Annotated in this window: 17 protein-coding genes and 2 riboswitches; of the genes, 14 read left to right on the top strand and 3 right to left on the bottom strand. The window is 27.1% G+C overall.

Going from position 1 to position 19515, the window contains the following annotated elements; all coding sequences use genetic code 11:
- Position 1 precedes the first annotated feature (1 nt).
- From IC214_RS13275 to IC214_RS13265, 3 genes are all read left to right on the top strand, one after another.
- Entirely contained in the window at positions 2-1000 is a 999-nt protein-coding gene (locus tag IC214_RS13275) for a DUF4003 domain-containing protein (protein ID WP_227435001.1), read from the top strand.
- Between the two features lie 351 nt (positions 1001-1351).
- Positions 1352-1990, top strand: coding sequence for a lactate utilization protein (locus IC214_RS13270; RefSeq protein WP_227435003.1), 639 nt, complete (start codon positions 1352-1354; stop codon positions 1988-1990).
- A 26-nt stretch (positions 1991-2016) separates the two neighbouring features.
- Positions 2017-2916, top strand: a complete 900-nt coding sequence (locus IC214_RS13265; RefSeq protein ID WP_227866734.1) for a YegS/Rv2252/BmrU family lipid kinase — start codon at positions 2017-2019, stop codon at positions 2914-2916.
- Between the two features lie 107 nt (positions 2917-3023).
- Here the strand turns inward: IC214_RS13265 and IC214_RS13260 are convergent, their stop codons facing one another.
- Positions 3024-4688, bottom strand: a complete 1665-nt coding sequence (locus IC214_RS13260; RefSeq protein WP_227850998.1) for a glutamine--tRNA ligase/YqeY domain fusion protein — start codon at positions 4686-4688, stop codon at positions 3024-3026.
- A 294-nt stretch (positions 4689-4982) separates the two neighbouring features.
- Between IC214_RS13260 and IC214_RS13255 the strand changes: the two genes are divergently transcribed.
- The 7 genes from IC214_RS13255 (at position 4983) to IC214_RS13225 (ending at position 12941) form a co-directional block, all read left to right on the top strand.
- Entirely contained in the window at positions 4983-5696 is a 714-nt protein-coding gene (locus tag IC214_RS13255; protein ID WP_227482590.1) for a DUF2140 domain-containing protein, read from the top strand.
- A 160-nt stretch (positions 5697-5856) separates the two neighbouring features.
- Positions 5857-6420 carry a hypothetical protein gene (locus IC214_RS13250; RefSeq protein ID WP_227435019.1) on the top strand — a complete coding sequence of 188 codons (564 nt, stop codon included), beginning with the start codon at positions 5857-5859 and terminating at the stop codon, positions 6418-6420.
- 301 nt (positions 6421-6721) lie between these two features.
- Complete coding sequence (locus tag IC214_RS13245; protein ID WP_227482592.1) at positions 6722-8422, top strand: hypothetical protein; 1701 nt, start codon at positions 6722-6724, stop codon at positions 8420-8422.
- A gap of 168 nt (positions 8423-8590) precedes the next feature.
- Positions 8591-9208 carry a hypothetical protein gene (locus IC214_RS13240; RefSeq protein ID WP_227435022.1) on the top strand — a complete coding sequence of 206 codons (618 nt, stop codon included), beginning with the start codon at positions 8591-8593 and terminating at the stop codon, positions 9206-9208.
- A 109-nt stretch (positions 9209-9317) separates the two neighbouring features.
- Positions 9318-9486, top strand: a riboswitch (Lysine riboswitch).
- Between the two features lie 81 nt (positions 9487-9567).
- Positions 9568-10761 carry an aspartate kinase gene (locus tag IC214_RS13235; RefSeq protein WP_227855307.1) on the top strand — a complete coding sequence of 398 codons (1194 nt, stop codon included), beginning with the start codon at positions 9568-9570 and terminating at the stop codon, positions 10759-10761.
- Positions 10762-10778: 17 nt separating this feature from the next.
- Positions 10779-12071, top strand: a complete 1293-nt coding sequence (gene lysA, locus IC214_RS13230; protein WP_227866733.1) for a diaminopimelate decarboxylase — start codon at positions 10779-10781, stop codon at positions 12069-12071.
- Between the two features lie 204 nt (positions 12072-12275).
- Positions 12276-12941 (top strand): hypothetical protein, encoded by a 666-nt coding sequence (locus tag IC214_RS13225; protein ID WP_227855308.1) that lies wholly within the window; start codon positions 12276-12278, stop codon positions 12939-12941.
- Positions 12942-13089: 148 nt separating this feature from the next.
- Here IC214_RS13225 and IC214_RS13220 read toward each other — a convergent pair whose 3' ends face one another.
- A complete protein-coding gene (locus IC214_RS13220; RefSeq protein ID WP_227482595.1) occupies positions 13090-14175 on the bottom strand; it encodes an AI-2E family transporter in 1086 nt (361 codons plus the stop codon).
- Between the two features lie 191 nt (positions 14176-14366).
- Here IC214_RS13220 and IC214_RS13215 point away from each other — a divergent pair, with 191 nt between their 5' ends.
- From IC214_RS13215 to IC214_RS13205, 3 genes are all read left to right on the top strand, one after another.
- Positions 14367-15083 (top strand): pseudouridine synthase, encoded by a 717-nt coding sequence (locus IC214_RS13215; protein WP_227482596.1) that lies wholly within the window; start codon positions 14367-14369, stop codon positions 15081-15083.
- A 42-nt stretch (positions 15084-15125) separates the two neighbouring features.
- Positions 15126-15707: a tRNA (mnm(5)s(2)U34)-methyltransferase gene (locus IC214_RS13210; protein ID WP_227866732.1), complete on the top strand. Its 582-nt coding sequence runs from the start codon at positions 15126-15128 to the stop codon at positions 15705-15707.
- Between the two features lie 378 nt (positions 15708-16085).
- Entirely contained in the window at positions 16086-16958 is an 873-nt protein-coding gene (locus tag IC214_RS13205; protein ID WP_227435034.1) for a MurR/RpiR family transcriptional regulator, read from the top strand.
- A gap of 185 nt (positions 16959-17143) precedes the next feature.
- On the opposite strand, the gene IC214_RS13200 is transcribed toward IC214_RS13205, so the two are convergent.
- Complete coding sequence (locus tag IC214_RS13200; protein WP_021384215.1) at positions 17144-17344, bottom strand: cold-shock protein; 201 nt, start codon at positions 17342-17344, stop codon at positions 17144-17146.
- Positions 17345-17493: 149 nt separating this feature from the next.
- A riboswitch (cyclic di-GMP riboswitch) is annotated at positions 17494-17590 on the bottom strand.
- A gap of 264 nt (positions 17591-17854) precedes the next feature.
- Here IC214_RS13200 and hcp point away from each other — a divergent pair.
- The gene (gene hcp / locus IC214_RS13195; protein WP_227845747.1) at positions 17855-19513 is read left to right on the top strand and encodes a hydroxylamine reductase; all 1659 of its coding nucleotides are present in this window, start codon (positions 17855-17857) and stop codon (positions 19511-19513) included.
- Positions 19514-19515 lie beyond the last annotated feature (2 nt).

Here is a 19515-nt window from a genome sequence, read left to right as displayed (position 1 = left end):
TATGGAACAAACTTTTATAAATGGGAAAATAAACTTATTAATGGAAAATTATAAAGCATTAAATGAAGTTAAAGGTTCTTGGCAAATGGGATTAATTCAACATAGTTGTGCACTTGCATTTACGCTTAAGAACAAGAGGATAAGCCCTAGATTAGTAGAAGAGCGAATAGAGCTTATTAAAAAAAATACTGGATTATTCTCTAACTTTAGAGGATATAACATATTTTATATTGCAACACTACTTTCATTTGAATCAAATCCAGAAAGTAGTTTTAAGATGATTTTAGAGATATATAAAAATCTTAAAAATGAAAAGTTTTGGGGAGATACATATTTACCACTTACAGCATCAATAGTCTATGAAAATAGAGATAAAATGGATTATATTACATGTATATCAAAAATGAAAACAGTATACGAATATATGAGGAAAAAACATCCATTTTTAACATCTAGTGATGACTATTGTAATATAGCACTTATTGCAATTCATTCAAAAAATTTAGAAGAAGATTTAGAATACATAGAAAAATGCTATGAATTTCTAAATAAAAATGGTTTTTATAAAGGAAATGACTTACAAGCACTATCTCAAATTCTTTTATTTAGCGAAGATAGAACAATGGGTAAATGCAAAAAAACTATTGAACTTAAAAAAGCATTTAAAGAGAATGATTGTAAGTTAAATTATTATGGGTATCCAATAATAGGAGCAATTTCGTTATTAGATTATAAAGAAAATGAAATAATAGAAAATATAAAAAATGTTTCAAATAGACTTAAAGAAGAAAAAGGTTTTGGGAATTGGTCTTTAGGAAAAAGCAATAGAGTAATGATTAGTTCTGCTGTTGTGGCTTCTATTTATGCAGATTCAATACAAAAAGAAAATAATATAGATTCTATAGCTAATAATATATTTTTAAATATTATTATTGCTATTCAAGTTGCTTGTGTAATGGCAGCTACAAGTGCAGCTATAGCATCTTCTTCATCAAATTAGTGACATTATTTATTAAAATTGGATATAATAAACTTAATAATACAATTTATATGTTTAAAAAAGAATATGATATTACACTTAAATTAATTGTGATATTTAATAAAATAAAGCATATAATTAATATATAGATTTCAGAAAATATATAATACTACATACAATATAGGGAAAGTAGAAAAATACATCTACTTTCCTTTTTAATTATAAATTATGAGTTAGTCTTATAAAAAAATTTATGGAAAATTTATTTAAAGTTTTATATTGTATTTTTTCTTAGATGTACTAAAATAAAACTATAAAGAAAATAAAATTTATAACAAACTAATACATATTGAAAATAAGGGGGAAGTTGAGATGGATCAAAATCTAAATTGGCTTAAAGAAAAAAGAATAGAAAAAACAATAAAATCTCTAGAAAGTAATAACATGAAAGGGTATCTAGTAAATAATAAAGAAGAGCTTCTTAAAAAAATTGAAGAAATAGTAGAAGTAGGTTCTTTAGTAGGTTGTGGTGGCTCTATGACTTTATTTGAGACAGGAGTTATTGACTTTATAAGAGAAAAATATGATTTTCTTGATAGATATGCAAAAGATATTAAACCAGAAGAAATGAAAGAAATATACAGAAAATCATTTTGTGCAGATGCTTATTTTACAAGTACTAATGCAATAACAGAAAATGGAGAGCTCTATAATTTAGATGGAAATGGAAATAGAGTAGCTGCTATGATATATGGACCAGACAAAGTAATAGTTGTAGCAGGTGTAAATAAAATAGTTAAAGATGTAGATGAAGCTATAAAAAGAACTAAAACAATAGCCGCTCCAGCAAATTGCAAGAGACTGAATACAAATACTGGATGTAAGACTACTGGCATATGTATAGATTGTTCAAGTCCAGGAAGAATTTGCTGTAGCTATACACTTATAAAAAGACAATTAGCACCAGAAAGAATACATGTAATTTTCTTAAACGAGGACTTTGGATATTAAAAGAATAAAATAAGTAAGGAGAAATAATGAAAAAAGTAAAACTTATATACAATCCTAATTCAGGTGAAAAAAAAATATTATCAAATTTAGATACTATTATAGAATTATATCAAAAACAAAATTATTTATTGACACCCTATAGATTGAATATTAAAGAGCCTGTAAATAATGCATTTAAAGAAGTAGATAGTTCCTATGACCATATACTAATAGCAGGTGGCGATGGAACTATAGATTTAGTTGTAAACTCAATGAAAGAGTTAGATATAAAGATTCCAATCGGAATTTTACCTACAGGAACTGCAAATGATTTTTCAAATGCTCTTCAAATTCCATTTGATATAAAAGAAGCTATAAAGGAAATCATAAATTCAAAGCCAAAGAAAATAGACATAGGGAAGGTAAATAATAAATACTTTATAAATGTCGCAAGTGCAGGTATGTTTACTGATGTATCACAAAGAATAAGCACAGACTTAAAGAATTCGTTTGGAAGAATTTCTTATTATATAAAGGGAATAGAAGAAGCATTGTATATGAGGAAGTTTAAGATAAAAGTATATTCCAAAGAGATGAATTATGATGGAGATATGTATCTTATGCTGATTTTTAATGGAAAAACAGCAGGAAATATAAATTTAGCATATAAAGCTGAAATAGATGATGGATATTTAGATGTAATTATTTTTAAAGGAATGCCAATTCCAAAATCAATACCAGTTTTGATAAGTGTGCTTAGAGGTGATTACTTAGATCAATATAATGGAAATGAAATATTGTATTTTAAAACTAAAAAAGTAGATATAGAATGTAAAGATTCTCTTATAACAGACATTGATGGGGAAAAAGGTCCAGATTTTCCTCTCAATATAGAATGTATAAAAGATGGAATAGAGGTTATGGGAATCTGTAGTGGAAAAAGTTAATTATTTAAAATAAATGATGAAGACTAAAATAAAAAATTACTTCTAACTAAATTTATTTATAGTAGAAGTAATTTATATCTTAAGTCTTCATTTTTTAGTTATAACAATTATTTAGCAGGTTTAAAAGAGCTTTTTAAAGGAACTATTCTATTGAACACAAGTTTTTCCTTAGTTGTGTATTTATTATCTATACTAAAGAACCCATTTCTAACAAATTGGAATTTATCAAAAGGTTTAGCATCTTTTACTTGTGTAGGCTCAACAAAACCTTGTAATATTTCTAATGAATTAGGATTTATCTGTTCTAAGAAATGCTTTCCTTCATTTTCAGGTAAATCATCAAGAATCAATGGCTCAAACAATCTAAATTCACATGGTATAGCTGATTTAGCATCAACCCAATGTATTGTAGATTTTACTTTACGACCTGTAAATCCAGAACCACTCTTAGTTTCAGGGTCATAAGTACCATGTATTTCAACTACATTTCCATTTTCATCCTTAATTACATCCGTACATTTTACGAAATAAGCTCCTTTTAAACGAACTTCATTTCCTGGGAAAAATCTGAAATATTTTTTAATAGGTTCTTCCATAAAATCATCTTGTTCTATATATAATTCTCTAGAAAAAGGAACTAATCTTTTACCTTGAGATTCATCTTTAGCATTGTTTTCTATTTCAAGCATTTCAACCTTATCTTCTGGGTAGTTGGTTATAACTAGCTTTAAAGGTCTTAAAACTCCCATAGCAAGTGGAGCCTTTGGCTGTAAGTTTTCTCTTAGGAAATAATCAAGCATTTGACTGTCTACTGTAGAGTTAACTTTCGATACTCCTATTTCACTACAAAAATTACGTAAAGCTTCAGCAGTATATCCCTTACGTCTAATTCCAGATATAGTAGGAACACGAGGGTCATCCCAACCATCAACAATTCCTTCGTCTACAAGTTGTTTTAATTTTCTTTTACTCATAACAGTATTGTTTATGTTAAGTCTAGCAAATTCTATTTGTCTAGGTACATTTTCCATTTCACATTCTCTGACAAACCAGTCATAAAGAGGTCTTTGGTCTTCAAACTCCAAAGTACATATAGAGTGAGTTATTCCTTCAATTGCATCTTCAATTGGATGGGCAAAAGCATACATAGGATATATACACCATTTATCTCCTGTATTATGATGTGTTGAATGAGCTATTCTGTATATAATTGGGTCTCTAAGGTTTATATTTGGAGAAGACATATCTATTTTAGCTCTTAATGTTTTTTCTCCATCTTTAAATTCACCATTTTTCATTCTTTCAAATAAATCTAGGTTTTCTTCAATAGTTCTATTTCTATAAGGGCTTTCTTTACCAGGTTCAGTAAGAGTGCCACGATACTCCCTCATTTCATCTTGTGTTAATTCACACACATAAGCTTTACCTTTTTTTATTAGGATTAAAGCTCTTTTGTACATTTCATCAAAGTAGTTAGATGCAAAATTTAATTCACTCCAATCAAATCCTAACCACTTAACATCTTCTTTTATGGATTCTACATATTCAACATCTTCTTTTAATGGATTTGTATCATCAAATCTTAAATTAGCCTTTCCATTAAATTCTTTAGCTAGTCCAAAGTTAAGACATATACTTTTTGCATGACCAATATGTAAATATCCGTTTGGTTCAGGTGGAAAACGAGTTATTATACTGTCATGTTTTCCTGTTTCTAGGTCATTTATAATAATATTTTTTATAAAGTTAGATGAGTTCGTTTCATTTGACATATTTTCATACCTCCTATTTAATTTGCTTATAATACAGAACACTACACTGTATTGCATAATATTAATTTTAATCCAAGATTAGAAAAAAATAAAGGTGTAATTAAGAGTATTATGCAAAATATTAACTTTTATACTAAAAACATGTTTTTTTACAGTTTATTTACAAAAAAGCAGATTAGTTGAATTAATCTTTAAAAGACTGTATTATAATATGTATATTGTTAAGAATATTATGTGAAGTTAGTTATCTAAATTTATTTTAAATCTGTTGACAGATTTGTAAAGGAGACGATTATGGGAAGGATTGCAAAGATTATATTAAGCTTAATTGTTATTATTTTAGTGTTAACAGGTATTGTTGTATACATATTAACACCAAAAGAGAGATATGATGTTAGTTCACAAAATAATAAAATCATAGACGAAGAGTATTTATCAAAAGGTTCATATATAAATTCTATGGAAATAGTAAAAAATCCACTTAGAATGGTTGGAAAAGTATCTGTTTCCGAAGAAGAGTTTAGAAATCTAATATATACATTAATGAATAAACATGGAATTAAAGAATTTGAAAATAATTTTGTTGAGATGAAGGATGGAAAAATAAAAGTGGCAGGTCCATATAAGGTCTTTGGTCTAATCAATAGCCAATATGAGCTTGAACTAAAACCCACTTTAAAAAATGAAGATTTGGTTGTAAGTCTTGAAAATGTAAAGATTGGAAAATTTAAAATAAGTGATAAAATGCTAGAAAAAATACTAAGTAATTACAATAAAAAGGTTCCATTTGAGGTTAATGGAAATAAAATTACTTTAGAAAAAAGTTATCTTTATCCAGTAACACTTAAAAATATATCTATAAAAAAAGGAAATGTTGATTTGGATATGGAAGTAGAAATAGATTTAAAATCACAAATAAATGGAGCATTAGGTTATCTAAAGGATTCTGGAAAAGCTCAGGATATACTAAATCATTTGATTAATTTAAAGAAAACATCTGTTGGTTAAAAATATAGAAAATTTATATTTATATTTTTATTATATTTTATATAATATTAAAGCACTTTAAAATCAAAATTTGTAAAATAGCCTTTATTATGTTAGAATATTTTATGACATTAAGTTGTAAGTGTATAATATTATTTAATTACTAGATTGGGGGGAAATGATGAATAAAATTTATATTGTAACAACATATACAGGAACTGTATTATCTTATTTAATAAGAAATATAAGTAAAAAACTGTATACACATGTGTCAATATCATTAAATGAAAATTTAAAGCCAATGTATTCTTTTGGGAGATTAAATCCAAGAAATCCATTTATTGGAGGCTTTGTTGAAGAAAATATAAATCAAGGCTTATATGCTATAAGAAAAAATACTGTATGTAGAGTATATTCATTAGAAGTAGATAATTCACAATATGAAAATCTATTTAAAAATATAAAATTAATTAGTGATTATAGAGAAGATTACTATTATGATATAATGGCATTGATATATTTGTCTATGAATATTCACAGAAAAGTTGAATATAAATACGTATGTTCAAACTTTGTTGCTGATATGTTAGAAAAAAGTGAAATAGATATTTTGAATAAAGAAGCATTTGAAGTAACACCAAATGATTTCTATAATTTAAATGGTTTAACTTTAGAGTATGAAGGTTTATTGTCAGAATATAATTCTAAACAGCATTCTTATGTATCCAAAATGGCAAACATATAAAAAATTTATTTTAAAATTTATCATATAAAAATATTGCTAAATAATTAGGCTGAAGATGGTAGTTTAACTTCGAGAGGATTAAGAATTCGTAAATCTTAGTTAGAACACTTTCTTCAGTTTTTGATTTTCTATAGTTATTTACATGATTATAATATTTTTTTGAGATATATATCAAATATAAATAAACAGTGGTACAAAAGTATAAAGATATCTTAATACATAATAAATATGATAAATATTTATTTTTTGTAAATATATGGATATAATAGTAATAATAATATTTTATAGAGAGGAGTATTAAATGAAACGATATCTTAAAACATATGGAGTTTCACTCATAATTGTAGCAATTTATGCATTTATTAAATTACCTGTACTTAGACTGGACTTCACATCTTTATTTTCAGTAGGAATAATATTTTTTGTTGTAGCAGGAATATTAGATATGATGCTAGATAGAAATGAAAGAACATCTAAACTTGCTAAATATAATTTTTCAATAGCAATAGCTTTACTTGTATATGTTGTAGTTGTACCCTTTATAGCCTCTACACCTGTACTTCATGCAAAAGCCTATAAAGACTTATTAGGAAAGGTGACTGAGAGTAAATTTACTGATGATATGAGTCCTGTCAGTGTAAATGACATTCGTCTTGTAGATGAAGACATGGCAATGAAATTAGGTGATAAAAAACTTGGAGAAGTTCCAGCTATAGGTAGTGTATCAAAATTAGGAAAGTTTCATATACAAAATGTAGATGGAGAGTTGTACTGGGTAGCACCTCTTGTGCATAGAGATATAATTAAATGGGTTACATCTTTAAGTGGTACAAGTGGATATGTAAAGGTATCAGCAAGTAATCCTCAAGATGTTCAACTAGTTCAAGAAATAGATGGAAAACCAATAAAGATAGTATATCAACCAGAAGCTTATTTACATCAAGATTTACAAAGACATTTATACATACATGGTATTGTAAATGTTGGTATGACAGATTTTACTCTTGAAATAAATGATGAAGGAAGACCTTATTGGGTTGTAAGTTTATATGAACATAAAATTGGTTATGGAGGAGCAAATGCCACAGGCATAGCTACCGTTGATGCAGAAACTGGAAAAATAAATGTCTATAATGTTAAAAATACACCTAAATGGGTAGATAGAATACAACCACAAAAATTTGTAACAGACCAAATTCAAGACTGGGGTGTTTATGTCAATGGATTTTTAAATTCTGTTATATCAGAAAAGGGAGTACTAGTGCCAACAGAAGGGACATCGCTAGTCTATGGAAATGACAATAGGTCATATTGGTATACAGGTATAACATCGTCTGGTGGAGATGAATCTACAATTGGATTTATGCTTGTTGACTCTAGAACTAAAGAAGCTAAACTGTATAAGCAGCCAGGAGCAACTGAGACAGCTGCGATGAAATCAGCTGAAGGTAATGTTCAAGAAAAGAATTATGAAGCTACATTCCCTGTTATGTACAATATATTAGGTCAGCCAACATATGTATCATCTTTAAAAGATAAAGCTGGTCTTGTAAAGAGAGTAGCCTTTGTATCTGTTGAAGATTATAATGTACTTGGTCTAGGGGAAGATAAAAATGAAGCTTTAAGAAATTATAAAGATTCATTAGAATCTAAAGGCAATGACTTAAAGCTTGATAATGATATGAAAGATGAAGTTATAGAAGGTGTAGTAACTAGAATAAGTCCTGATGTGCGAGGAGGAAATACTAATTACTATGTAACTTTAGATTCTAATAAAGAGATAATATTTAAAGCTACCTCAAAAGTATCTAGCGAATTACCATTGACTCAAGTTGGAGACAAAGTTAAAATATCATATTCAAAAGAAGAGTCTGGTGTAATTGAAATGTCAGAATTTGATAACTTAAATATTGCAAATTTTGATGATAAAAAAGCAAAACAAGAGACAGGAACTAATGAAGATACAAATTCACAAGATTCTGAAAGTCAAAGCAATGTGTAACTTAGTAAAAAAACTGTAGATAGTGTTTAGTGCATTAATAGCTAGTTTTTATAGAAATAAATTCTATAAAAACTAGCTATTTTATTTTAATTCTTTGTAAATTTAATGTCATAAATTTAATATAATATTAGTACAACTTTGCAAATAATACTTCAAGGAGAATGTACTATGACGAATATGGAAAAAGAGATATTGCTTTTAATTAGCAGGGTTAGATGTGTTACAGAAGCTCAATTTAGAAAGATTTATGGAGACCAAAAAAGATACAATAAAAAAAATTTCAAAAAAACATTGAGAAAAATGTGTAGTGAGTATACACTAAAAAAATATCCATGTGATGTGGATTATCGTAACTATAAGGACCTCTCATATGTTTACTATTTGAATGGTAGTAAGCTTTTTAAGGGAGATGATTTAATAAAGGCTCTAGTAGGGTCAGAACTAGTTGTTAGAATTAATACTGCAGGTTGTGATGTAAAAAGATTTTATCGAAATGTTAGTGTAGATGATGTTAAATATGATTTATTTATTGAATATACAGATCAATTTGGCAATATAAAGCAGGTTTTAGTAGATGTTGATTTAAATAATGAAATAGATGTTTCTAAATATGAGAATCTCTCTAGAAAAATAGATAAATCTACAATTCCATTTTTTAGAGTACCAAATATTTTGGTGGTTACACCAGATAATTTATCTGAATTAAATGACTTAGAGAAAGAAGATAATGAATATAGTATAAATTTTATAGATTTAGGATTAAATAAACTATTTAATTGTATATAAGATATTTTAGAAAATAAAGTTTTTGATTTGCCACATTTTGTAAAAAAATTGTTGCAATATTATATAGAATATGATAAAACTATATTAATAAATTAATTAATAATAATGAGCCTAGGGTAGAGGTAGCTATATTCAAGAGTAATCAATAGTAGCTGGTAAGTGTTGATGATTGATGAAAGGGTCTATAGCCGAAGAAAAGTTGTTGACAAACAGGTTTTCTGGACTTATGCAGAATATGCATAAGGCTGTCACTTTTAAAGTGGTGAGCTACAAGGTTACTTGGTCTATGAAGTTCACACGTCCAAAGTATACCTTTGGGCGTTTTTATTTATCAAAATTTAGCTTGAGGGGGAAAAAGCATGAGTATAATTGTCCAAAAATATGGAGGAAGTTCAGTTGCAGATACTGACAAAATAAAGTCGATTGCAGAAAATATAATAGAAAGAAGAAAAGAAAATCCACAAATGGTAATAGTTGTATCTGCTATGGGAAAATCAACAGATGAATATATAAACTTGGCAAAAGAATTGAGTAATGAACCTAGTAAAAGAGAGTTAGATGCTTTAATGTCTACTGGAGAAATGATTTCAGCATCTTTATTATCAATAGCATTAAATGCACTTGGTTGTAAAGCCATAAGCTATAATGCTTATCAATTAAATATAAAAACAAGCGGACTTCATGGAAAATCTCAAATTGATGATATAAATGTAAATAGAATAAAGAATAGTTTAGATGAAGGGAATGTTGTAATAGTAACTGGATTTCAAGGAATCAATGAAGATGGTGATGTAACTACTCTTGGAAGAGGTGGTTCAGACACATCTGCTGTAGCTCTTGCAGTTAAATTAAATGGCAAATGTGAGATATATACAGATGTTGATGGAATTTATTTTACAGACCCAAGAAAATATGCAAAGGCAAATAAACTTGATGAGATTGAATATGAAGAGATGCTTGAATTAGCAAGTTTAGGAGCACAAGTAATGCATTCAAGAAGTATAGAACTTGCACAAAAATATGGTGTTGAAATTTATGTTGGACGTACATGTGGTACAGTAAAAGGAACATATATAAGAGGGGGAAAAGACATGAAATTAGAGGATAAAGTAATAACAGGATTAGCTACTAGTGATGATGATAGTTCTATAACAATAAAAGATTTTAAAGTAGAAAATATATCTAGTTTATTTGAAGATATAGCAACTATGGGAATAAGTGTGGATATGATAAGTCAAACTGCACCTATTTTAGATAAAATAAGTGTGTCATTTACAGTTCCAAAAGAAGAATTAGGAGAGTGCAAAAAGATAGTGTCTAAATATACAAATGAAGAACATGTAGTAATTGATAATAACATCACTAAATTCTCTTTAGTAGGTCTTGGTATGAAAAATACTTCTGGAGTTGCTGCTAAAGTATTTAAGATATTTAATGAAAATGGTATAATGGTAAAACTTATAACTACATCAGAAATTCGTATAACTTGTGCCATAAATTCTGATGATAAACAAGTAGCTATTGAGAAAATAGCAGAAGTATTTAATATATAAAACTTAGGGAGGATATTATGAAACTTCATGGAACTATGACTGTAAAAGACAATGAATTATATATTGGAGGTGTAAGCTGTATAGAGCTTAGTAAAAAATATCAAACTCCATTATATGTATTTGACGAAGACTTAGTAAGACAAAACTGTAGAGAATATATAAAATATTTTAAGGCTAAAGATGGAAAAAATAAAGTTGCTTATGCAGGTAAGGCATTTTTACCTCTTTATATGTGTAATCTTATAAATGAAGAAGAGATGTGTTTGGATGTAGTTTCAGGAGGGGAACTATATACAGCTTATAAATCAAATTTTCCTATGGAAAAAGTTTTCTTTCATGGAAACAATAAAACTGAAGAAGAAATAAATATGGGATTAGATTTGGGAGTAGGTAAGTTTGTAGTAGATAATTTCTATGAGTTAGATTTAATTGAAAAATTATGTGAAGAGAAGGAGAAAACTCAAGAAATATATTTTAGAATAACACCTGGTATAGAAGCTCACACACACGATTATATAAAAACAGGTCAAATAGATTCTAAATTTGGTTTTGCTTTAGTAAATGGAGATTTGTTTAGAGCAATAGAAAAATTGAATGATTATACAAATATTAAATTGGTAGGTCTTCATGCTCATATCGGTTCGCAAATATTTGATGTAGAACCATACATAGATACAGTAGATATAATGATGAACTTAGTAAAAGAAATAAAAGAAAAATTTAATATACAGCTGACAGAAATTGACTTAGGCGGAGGTGTAGGTGTTTATTATAGTAAAGGTGATAAACCTAAAACTATAAGAGAATTCTGTGAAACTATAATCACTAAAGCAGAAAATTCTTGTAAAGAACTTGGAATAGAAGTACCTACATTGGTAATAGAACCAGGAAGATCAATAGTTGCAAATGCAGGAAGTACATTGTATACAGTAGGTTCAATAAAAGATATAAAAGATGTTAGAGTTTATGTAAGTGTAGATGGAGGTATGACAGACAATGTAAGACCTTCACTATATCAAGCTAATTATGAATGCAGTATTGTAAATAAGATTAACCATGAAACTATGAACCATGTAACAATAGCTGGTAAATGTTGTGAAAGTGGAGATATATTAATTGGAGATATAGATATAATGGATATAAAAAGTGGAGATGTACTTATAACAACATCAACAGGTGCATATGGATATTCAATGTCTTCAAATTATAATAAAATACCAAGAGCAGCAGTAGTGTCAGTATTTGATGGAGATGACAAGATAATTTGTAAAAGACAAAGTTATGAAGACTTATTATCTTTAGAAGTATAGAAGAAGAATTAAATATTAATTTTTAAAATAAGTAGATTAGACAATATATCTATAGATTTAAACTAATTTTTAGTTTGTTATAGTTATTCAAGTCATATCTACTTATTTTCTGTTTTATTAACAATTTTCCTGTAATAAATATAAAATATTTTAAAAACTTCCTGATTATGATAAAATTTAAAGTATATGACAAGGAGGGATTTAATGAGAGGAAGAGTAATTTTATTGATATCGATATTATCTATATTTCTTGTAGGATGTTCATTTAATAAAAAAGATGAAATAAGTTCAACTGAGCAAGGAAAAATATATTTAGAGAAACATGACTATAAAAAAGCTATGGAAGCATTATCCTCTGCACTAGAAGAAGATAGCGCTAATGAAAATGCAAGAGCTATGTATATGCAATCTATGAGAATGCTAAATGTGGATGAATTTGAAAAAGCTACAAATTATACGGATGCAATTAAAGAGCTTAAGCTTATAGAGAAAATTAAAAACGGCTCATCTGTTATTAAAAATGAAGCATCTAAAAAGAAAGAGGAATTGACTAAATTAGAAAAAGAACAGAATGAAGCAGAGGAAGAACGAAAGAAAAAGGCAAAAGACACAGCTGGAGAAGATAGGTATAGAGTGGAATCAGAAGCAAAGAAATCTTCCTATAGTGAAAAGAGTAAAAATAATAAATCTAATTCCAAAAACAAAAATACAACTTCAAACAATAACAAAGATGTAACTAACAATGATTCTTCTCAAGATCAAGAAAAACCAAATACGAGCAATCCAACACCGACACCAACTCCACCTTCATCAGAAAATAGTGGAGGGTCAGATAGTAGTGGAAATTCTCAGAACTCAAATAATCAGTAAATGTAAAGTATTACATATAAACAATTAAGACTTTGTATCAGAAAATGAAATTAACTTTTAGCATATATTCTTTGCCAAGAGTTAATTTCATTTTTTTATAGTAATGTAATAGATAATAATTAATTTTTAAAATTATAAAAGATAAAGCTTATTGCAATCTCTTGTCAATATATTTGTCAATAGAAGTTTTTACAACAGCAGCTACAGGTACTGAAAGAAAAACACCTATAAAGCCAAAAAGAGACTGTCCTATTAAAATCGCAGAAATTATCCATATAGCTCCTATTCCAACTTGATTGCCCATAACCTTTGGCTCTATGAAATTTCCATCTAGTTGTTGTAATATAAATATAAATACGATAACCCATATGGTTTTTTGTGGGCTGTATAAAATTGTCATAGCTACTGGAGGTATAGCTCCAATAAATGGCCCTAGATAAGGTATTATATTTGCTAAAAATATTATTGAAGCTAAAAATAAAGCATTTTCTATTCGAATGATAAATTGAAATCCTATAAATGCAATTATACCAATAATGAGAGAGTCTAAAATTCTACCAATTAAATAATCATAAAAAATATCATGAGTAGTTCTAAAAAATTCTATAATGTCATCAGCTTTGTTTCTAGCAGTAGAAGAATATAGCAATCTTTTAAATCCTAATGCAATTTTTTCCTTATCATATATAATATATATAGATAATATAAAGCCCATTACCATACTAAATAGCATAGATGATATGCTAAGTGTATAGATTAAAAAGTTTTTAGGAATTCTACTAATAAAATTACTAGCTTCTTTTAATGCATTATCTAAGCTGTGTTGTATATGAGGAATTAGAGCTTTTAAAAAATCTATGTTTGACATATTTTTTTCTATAAAATTATCTATATAATCACTGTAGATAGGCATTTCATTTATTAATCTATTTAATGTATTGGCTATTGAAGGAATTAGTAATCTAATACCAAAAGCTAAAATAATACCTATCAATATATAAGATAAAAAAATGGATAAAAGCCTATGTGTTTTAAATTTTATTTCAAAAAGCATTACAAGAGGATTTAAAAGCAAAGCGAGTAAAATAGCTAGTAAAAATGGACTAAAAAAACTTAATAATCCTTCAATGCTAGATATAAAATCTGCTGGAGTATTAATAAACTTAAAAAATAAAATTCCAATAAACACGACCATTAAATAATATTTTACATTTTCTTTTGAAATAATAATCACTTCCTTAAAATAGTGTTTAATCAGCTATTACATATTAATAGTATGTGAAAAGAAATTACAATTATTTAGGAAAATTAAATAATTTTTTGGCTTGTTTTTAATTAAGGTCTAGTATAGTATAATAATGTAACAAAATTAATGTTGATAAAAATATTAAATAACATATAATTTAAGATAAGAAAGGATTATGTATGAGAATTAATAAATATATAGCTTCTTGTGGAATTGCATCTAGAAGAAAAGCAGAAGAAATCATTCTTGAAGGAAGAATAAAGGTAAATGGAAATATAGTAAAAGAGCTATCTTTTAATATTGATGAAGAAAAAGATATAGTAGAATTTGATAATAAAGCAGTAAAGCCAAGCGAAAATTATGTCTATATAGTATTGAATAAGCCAGAAGGTTATATAACTACTGTAAAAGATCAGTTTAATAGAGCAAGTGTAATAGATATATTAAAAGATGTAAAGGAAAGAGTATATCCAATAGGGAGGTTAGATTATGAAACAAGTGGGCTTTTGATACTTACTAATGATGGAGATTTAACATATAAACTTACTCATCCAAAACATGAAATTAATAAAACTTATGTGGCAAGTGTAAAAGGAATTATAAATAAGGATGAAATAAAAAATTTTGAAAAAGGACTAAAAATAGAAGATTATACAACAGCACCTGCTAAAATCAGAGTAACTAAGGAAAATAAAGAAAAGAATTATTCAGTATGCGAAATAACTATACATGAAGGAAGAAATAGACAAGTAAGAAAAATGTGTAAGGCTATAAATCATCCAGTTTTAAACTTAAGAAGAATTTCTGTAGGGAAAATAGTATTAAAAGATATAAAAGTTGGTGAATATAGATACTTAACAGAAGATGAAATAAAATATTTAAAATCAATAAAATAACATGAAAATGAAATGAAGTTAATAGTAGGGAGAAATAATATTATGGCATATGCAAAACATTTAACTAAAATTACAGATATAAATAAATTTTATTTAGAAAATATTATTAATAAAGGTGATGTAACAATAGATGCTACCATGGGAAATGGTTATGATACAAAGTATTTGGCTGAAAAGGTTGGAGAAAAAGGCTTTGTATATGCTTTTGATATACAAGAAGAAGCTCTAAAATCTACAAGAAAAAAATTAGAAAAAGAAGGATATCTAGATAGAGCAAAATTAATACTTGATGGTCATGAAAATATCGATAAATATGTAAAAGAAGAAGTTTCATGTGTTTTATTTAATTTAGGATATCTTCCAAGAGCAAAACATCTAATTATAACTAAACCAGATACAACTTTAAAAGCTATAAAGTCTAGCTTAGAAATATTAAAAGAAAATGGAATAATAAGTATTGCTATATATACAGGACATGATGGAGGGCAAGAAGAAAAAGATAGTATATATAATTTTGTAAATAATTTAAATCAAGATGAATTTAATGTTTTAGAATCTAAATTTTTAAATCAAGTCAATAACCCACCACAATTGATTTTAATTGAAAAGAAAAAATCACAATAAACACTAAAAAAAACTTGACAAGATTCTATTAAGAGTTAATATATATATTGTAACCTTTTAAAAACACTTTAAATAATAAGTATATGATAATTTACTTTTGAAGTAAGTAATGTGCTTAAATATGCAAAATAAAATATTTAACTTTTAAATGAGTAAAAATTGAAAATTTTAAAAGAAATATTGAATAAATCTTAAAAAATGCAAGGAAAGATGGTATAATAAATTTAATCGAAAATACTATGTGAAGTATAAGGTACAGAAAAGTTAGAATTTTATGAGTTTAAGAAGCTGAGATAAAAACTAAAATAATAAAATTTTTAGAAAAAATATTAGTAGTGATAAAAAGAAAATAGTTTATATAACTAAAAGGAGAAAAAAATGGAAGAAACAAATGAAATGAAAGATAGTAAACATTTGATATCAAATATACAATCTCAATACACGAGGTTAAGTAAGGGGCAAAAACTTATAGCACAATATATTTTGAATAATTATGATAAAGTTGCATTCATGACTGCATGCAAATTAGGTGAAACTGTAGGAGTGAGTGAATCTACTGTTGTAAGGTTTGCAAATGCTCTAGGCTATAGTGGGTATCCAAAATTACAAGCTGCACTTCAAGAACTCATAAAAAATAAATTAACTACAGTACAAAGAGTTGAAATGGCACATGATTATTCTGATGATTTTGCAATATTGAACAAAGTTTTAAAGAGTGATATAGATAATATAAGATCAACATTAGAAGAAATTGATGAAAAAGCATTTAAGGAAGCTTCTAATAAACTTTTAAAGGCAAGAAAAATATATATACTTGGTATGAGAAGTTCTTTTGTAGTAGCTCAATACCTAGGTTTTTACTTAGATATAATACTTGATAATGTCCATATAATTAGAATGGATATGGGAGATGCATTTGAACAGATTGTAAGAATAAACGAAGAAGATGTTATAGTTGCAATTAGTTTCCCACGTTATTCAAAAAAATCTTATCAAATTGTCAATTATGCTAAGGAAAAAGGAGCACATGTAATTTCATTAACAGATAGTTTATTTGCACCAGTAGCAGCACTTGCAGACAATACTCTTTTGGTTAAGAGTAATATGGCTTCATTTGTAGATTCACTAGTTCCAGCACTTAGTATTTCAAATGCTCTTGCAATCTCTGTTGGTATGAAAGAAAAAGAAGATATTAAACAGCACTTCGATGACTTAGAGCAAATCTGGAAGAGATATTCTGTATACGAGTAAAGTTTATATATTAATAAGTATGATTAATTATTAAAAATCTCAAATCCATCAGTTTTTGAGTAAAAATACTATAAAAAACTGACTGACATTTAACTGACAGTCAGTTTTTTTATTTAAATAAGATTTTGCTTAAATTATCAATAAAAAAAGACCCTCAAAAGAGTCTTTCCCGAAAAATCTATATATTATAATATAGTTATATTTTCTGCTTGAGGACCTCTAGCGCCTTTAACTATATCAAAGCTTACTTGTTGACCTTCTTCTAATGATTTAAATCCTGAAGTTTGTATAGCTGAGAAATGAGCAAATACATCATCTCCACCTTCTATTGATATAAACCCAAATCCTTTTTCATTATTAAACCATTTCACTATTCCATTATTCATTAAAAATACTCCTATTAACCTATATCAAGATATACTTGATTTAATTGTGTATTACCACAAATATTATTATATCATAGATTAATAGGAATGTCTATTCAATTATATTTTTTAGTTAACATTTTTGGTTATTATTAGTCTTAAAAATATATTTTTAAGACTGTCTGACATAACTCATAAATTAATTTATAAGTCTTAGTCCCTATAGCTTTGCGTCACTAAATTTCTCTAGTTTTGCCAATTTAGTTTTATTCTACAACTACAATAATACATTAGAATGAGTTATTATTCAACATTCTTGTTTTAAAATCAAATAAATTTAAAAATAGTTTACTTAAATTTTTAAATCATATCTAAAATAATTTAGGGGTACCTTTAAATTTACTTACTTTCATTATAGAGAATACTTATCATAGTATGTACATTTGAAGATGCAATTTTAATTTACTATTTTTATAATATATAACATATATGGGTAAACTATGTAACAAGGTAAAGAGGAGGTATAAATATATGGAAAATTCAATGTTCTGTTATCAATGCGAGCAAACTGTTGGTGGAAAAGGATGTACAAAAATAGGGGTTTGTGGTAAAACGCCAGAAATAGCAGCACTTCAAGACTTATTAATCTATCAATTAAAAGGTATAAGTTGTTATGCTAAAGTTTTGTTAGATAATGGAGAAAAAATAGATAAAGATATAGTTTCTTTTGTAGAAAATAGTTTATTTACGACTTTAACAAATGTAAATTTTGATGGTGATGTACATGAAAATATGCTAAGAAAATCACAAGAAATAAAGCAGAGATTAAGAGAAAAAATTAAAGAACCTATTGTAAACAATGAGTATGCTGAATATAATTTAAGTGAAACAAGAAGTCAAATGATAGAAGATGCTAAAAGAGCTGGAATAATGTTTGATGAAAGTTTAAACCCTGATATACGTTCACTAAGAATGACAATACTTTATGGATTAAAAGGAATAAGTGCTTATGGGCATCAGGCTAGAGAGCTTGGATATTATAATAATCAGGTAGATGAATTTTATTTTAGAGCATTATCAGCAATTACAGATGATGATATTTCTTTAGAAAACTTAATAACATTAACTCTTAAGACGGGTGATATGAGTGTTGCTGTAATGCAAAAACTAGATGAAGCTAATACTACCATTTATAAAAATCCAGAACCTCATAAGGTAAATGTAAAAATAAAAAAAGGACCTTTTATAATAGTTTCAGGACATGATTTAAAAGATTTGGAAATGTTACTTAAACAAACAGAAGGAAAAGGGATAAATATATATACTCATGGAGAAATGATTCCTTGTCATGGATATCCAGAATTAAATAAATATACTCATTTAGTAGGGAACTTTGGAGGAGCATGGCAAGATCAACAGAAGGAATTTGATTCTATACCAGGATGTATACTGATGACAACAAATTGCTTAATGAAACCAAGAGATTCTTATAAAGATAGAATTTTTACAACTAGTGTCGTCGGATGGGATGGTGTAAAATATATAGGTAAAAGTGAAAATGGAGAAAAAGATTTTAGTGAAATAATAAATAAAGCACTAGAACTTGGTGGGTTTGAAGAAAGTGAAGAACCATATGAAATATTAGTAGGATTTGGACATAATGCTACATTAAGTAATGCACCAGCAATAGTAGATGCAGTTAAATCTGGAAATATAAGACATTTCTTCCTTATTGGAGGATGCGATGGTGCAAGACCTGGAAGAAACTATTATACTGAGTTTGCTAAACAAGTTCCTAAAGATTGTATAATTCTTACACTTGCATGTGGAAAGTATAGATTTAATAAATTAAACTTTGGTGAAGTAGCGGGGTTTCCTAGGTTGTTAGATATTGGTCAATGTAATGATGCTTATTCAGCAGTAAGAATAGCCTTAGCTTTAGCTGATGCATTTGATACAGATGTGAATAGTCTTCCTCTCTCAATAATATTATCATGGTATGAGCAAAAAGCTGTGGCAGATTTATTAGCATTATTATCACTAGATATAAAAAATATTTATTTAGGGCCAAGTTTACCAGCCTTTATAAGTCCAAATGTACTACAATACTTAGTTGATACATTTAATTTAATACCTATTAGTACACCTGAAAAAGATTTGGCAACATGTCTAAATGTTCCACTAAAATAATA

Origin of the sequence: Clostridioides sp. ES-S-0190-01, assembly GCF_020658275.1 — a bacterium.
GTDB lineage: Bacteria > Bacillota > Clostridia > Peptostreptococcales > Peptostreptococcaceae > Clostridioides.
The sequence above is the reverse complement of the archived record's forward strand: the minus strand, read 5'-3'. Positions and strand labels throughout refer to the sequence as shown.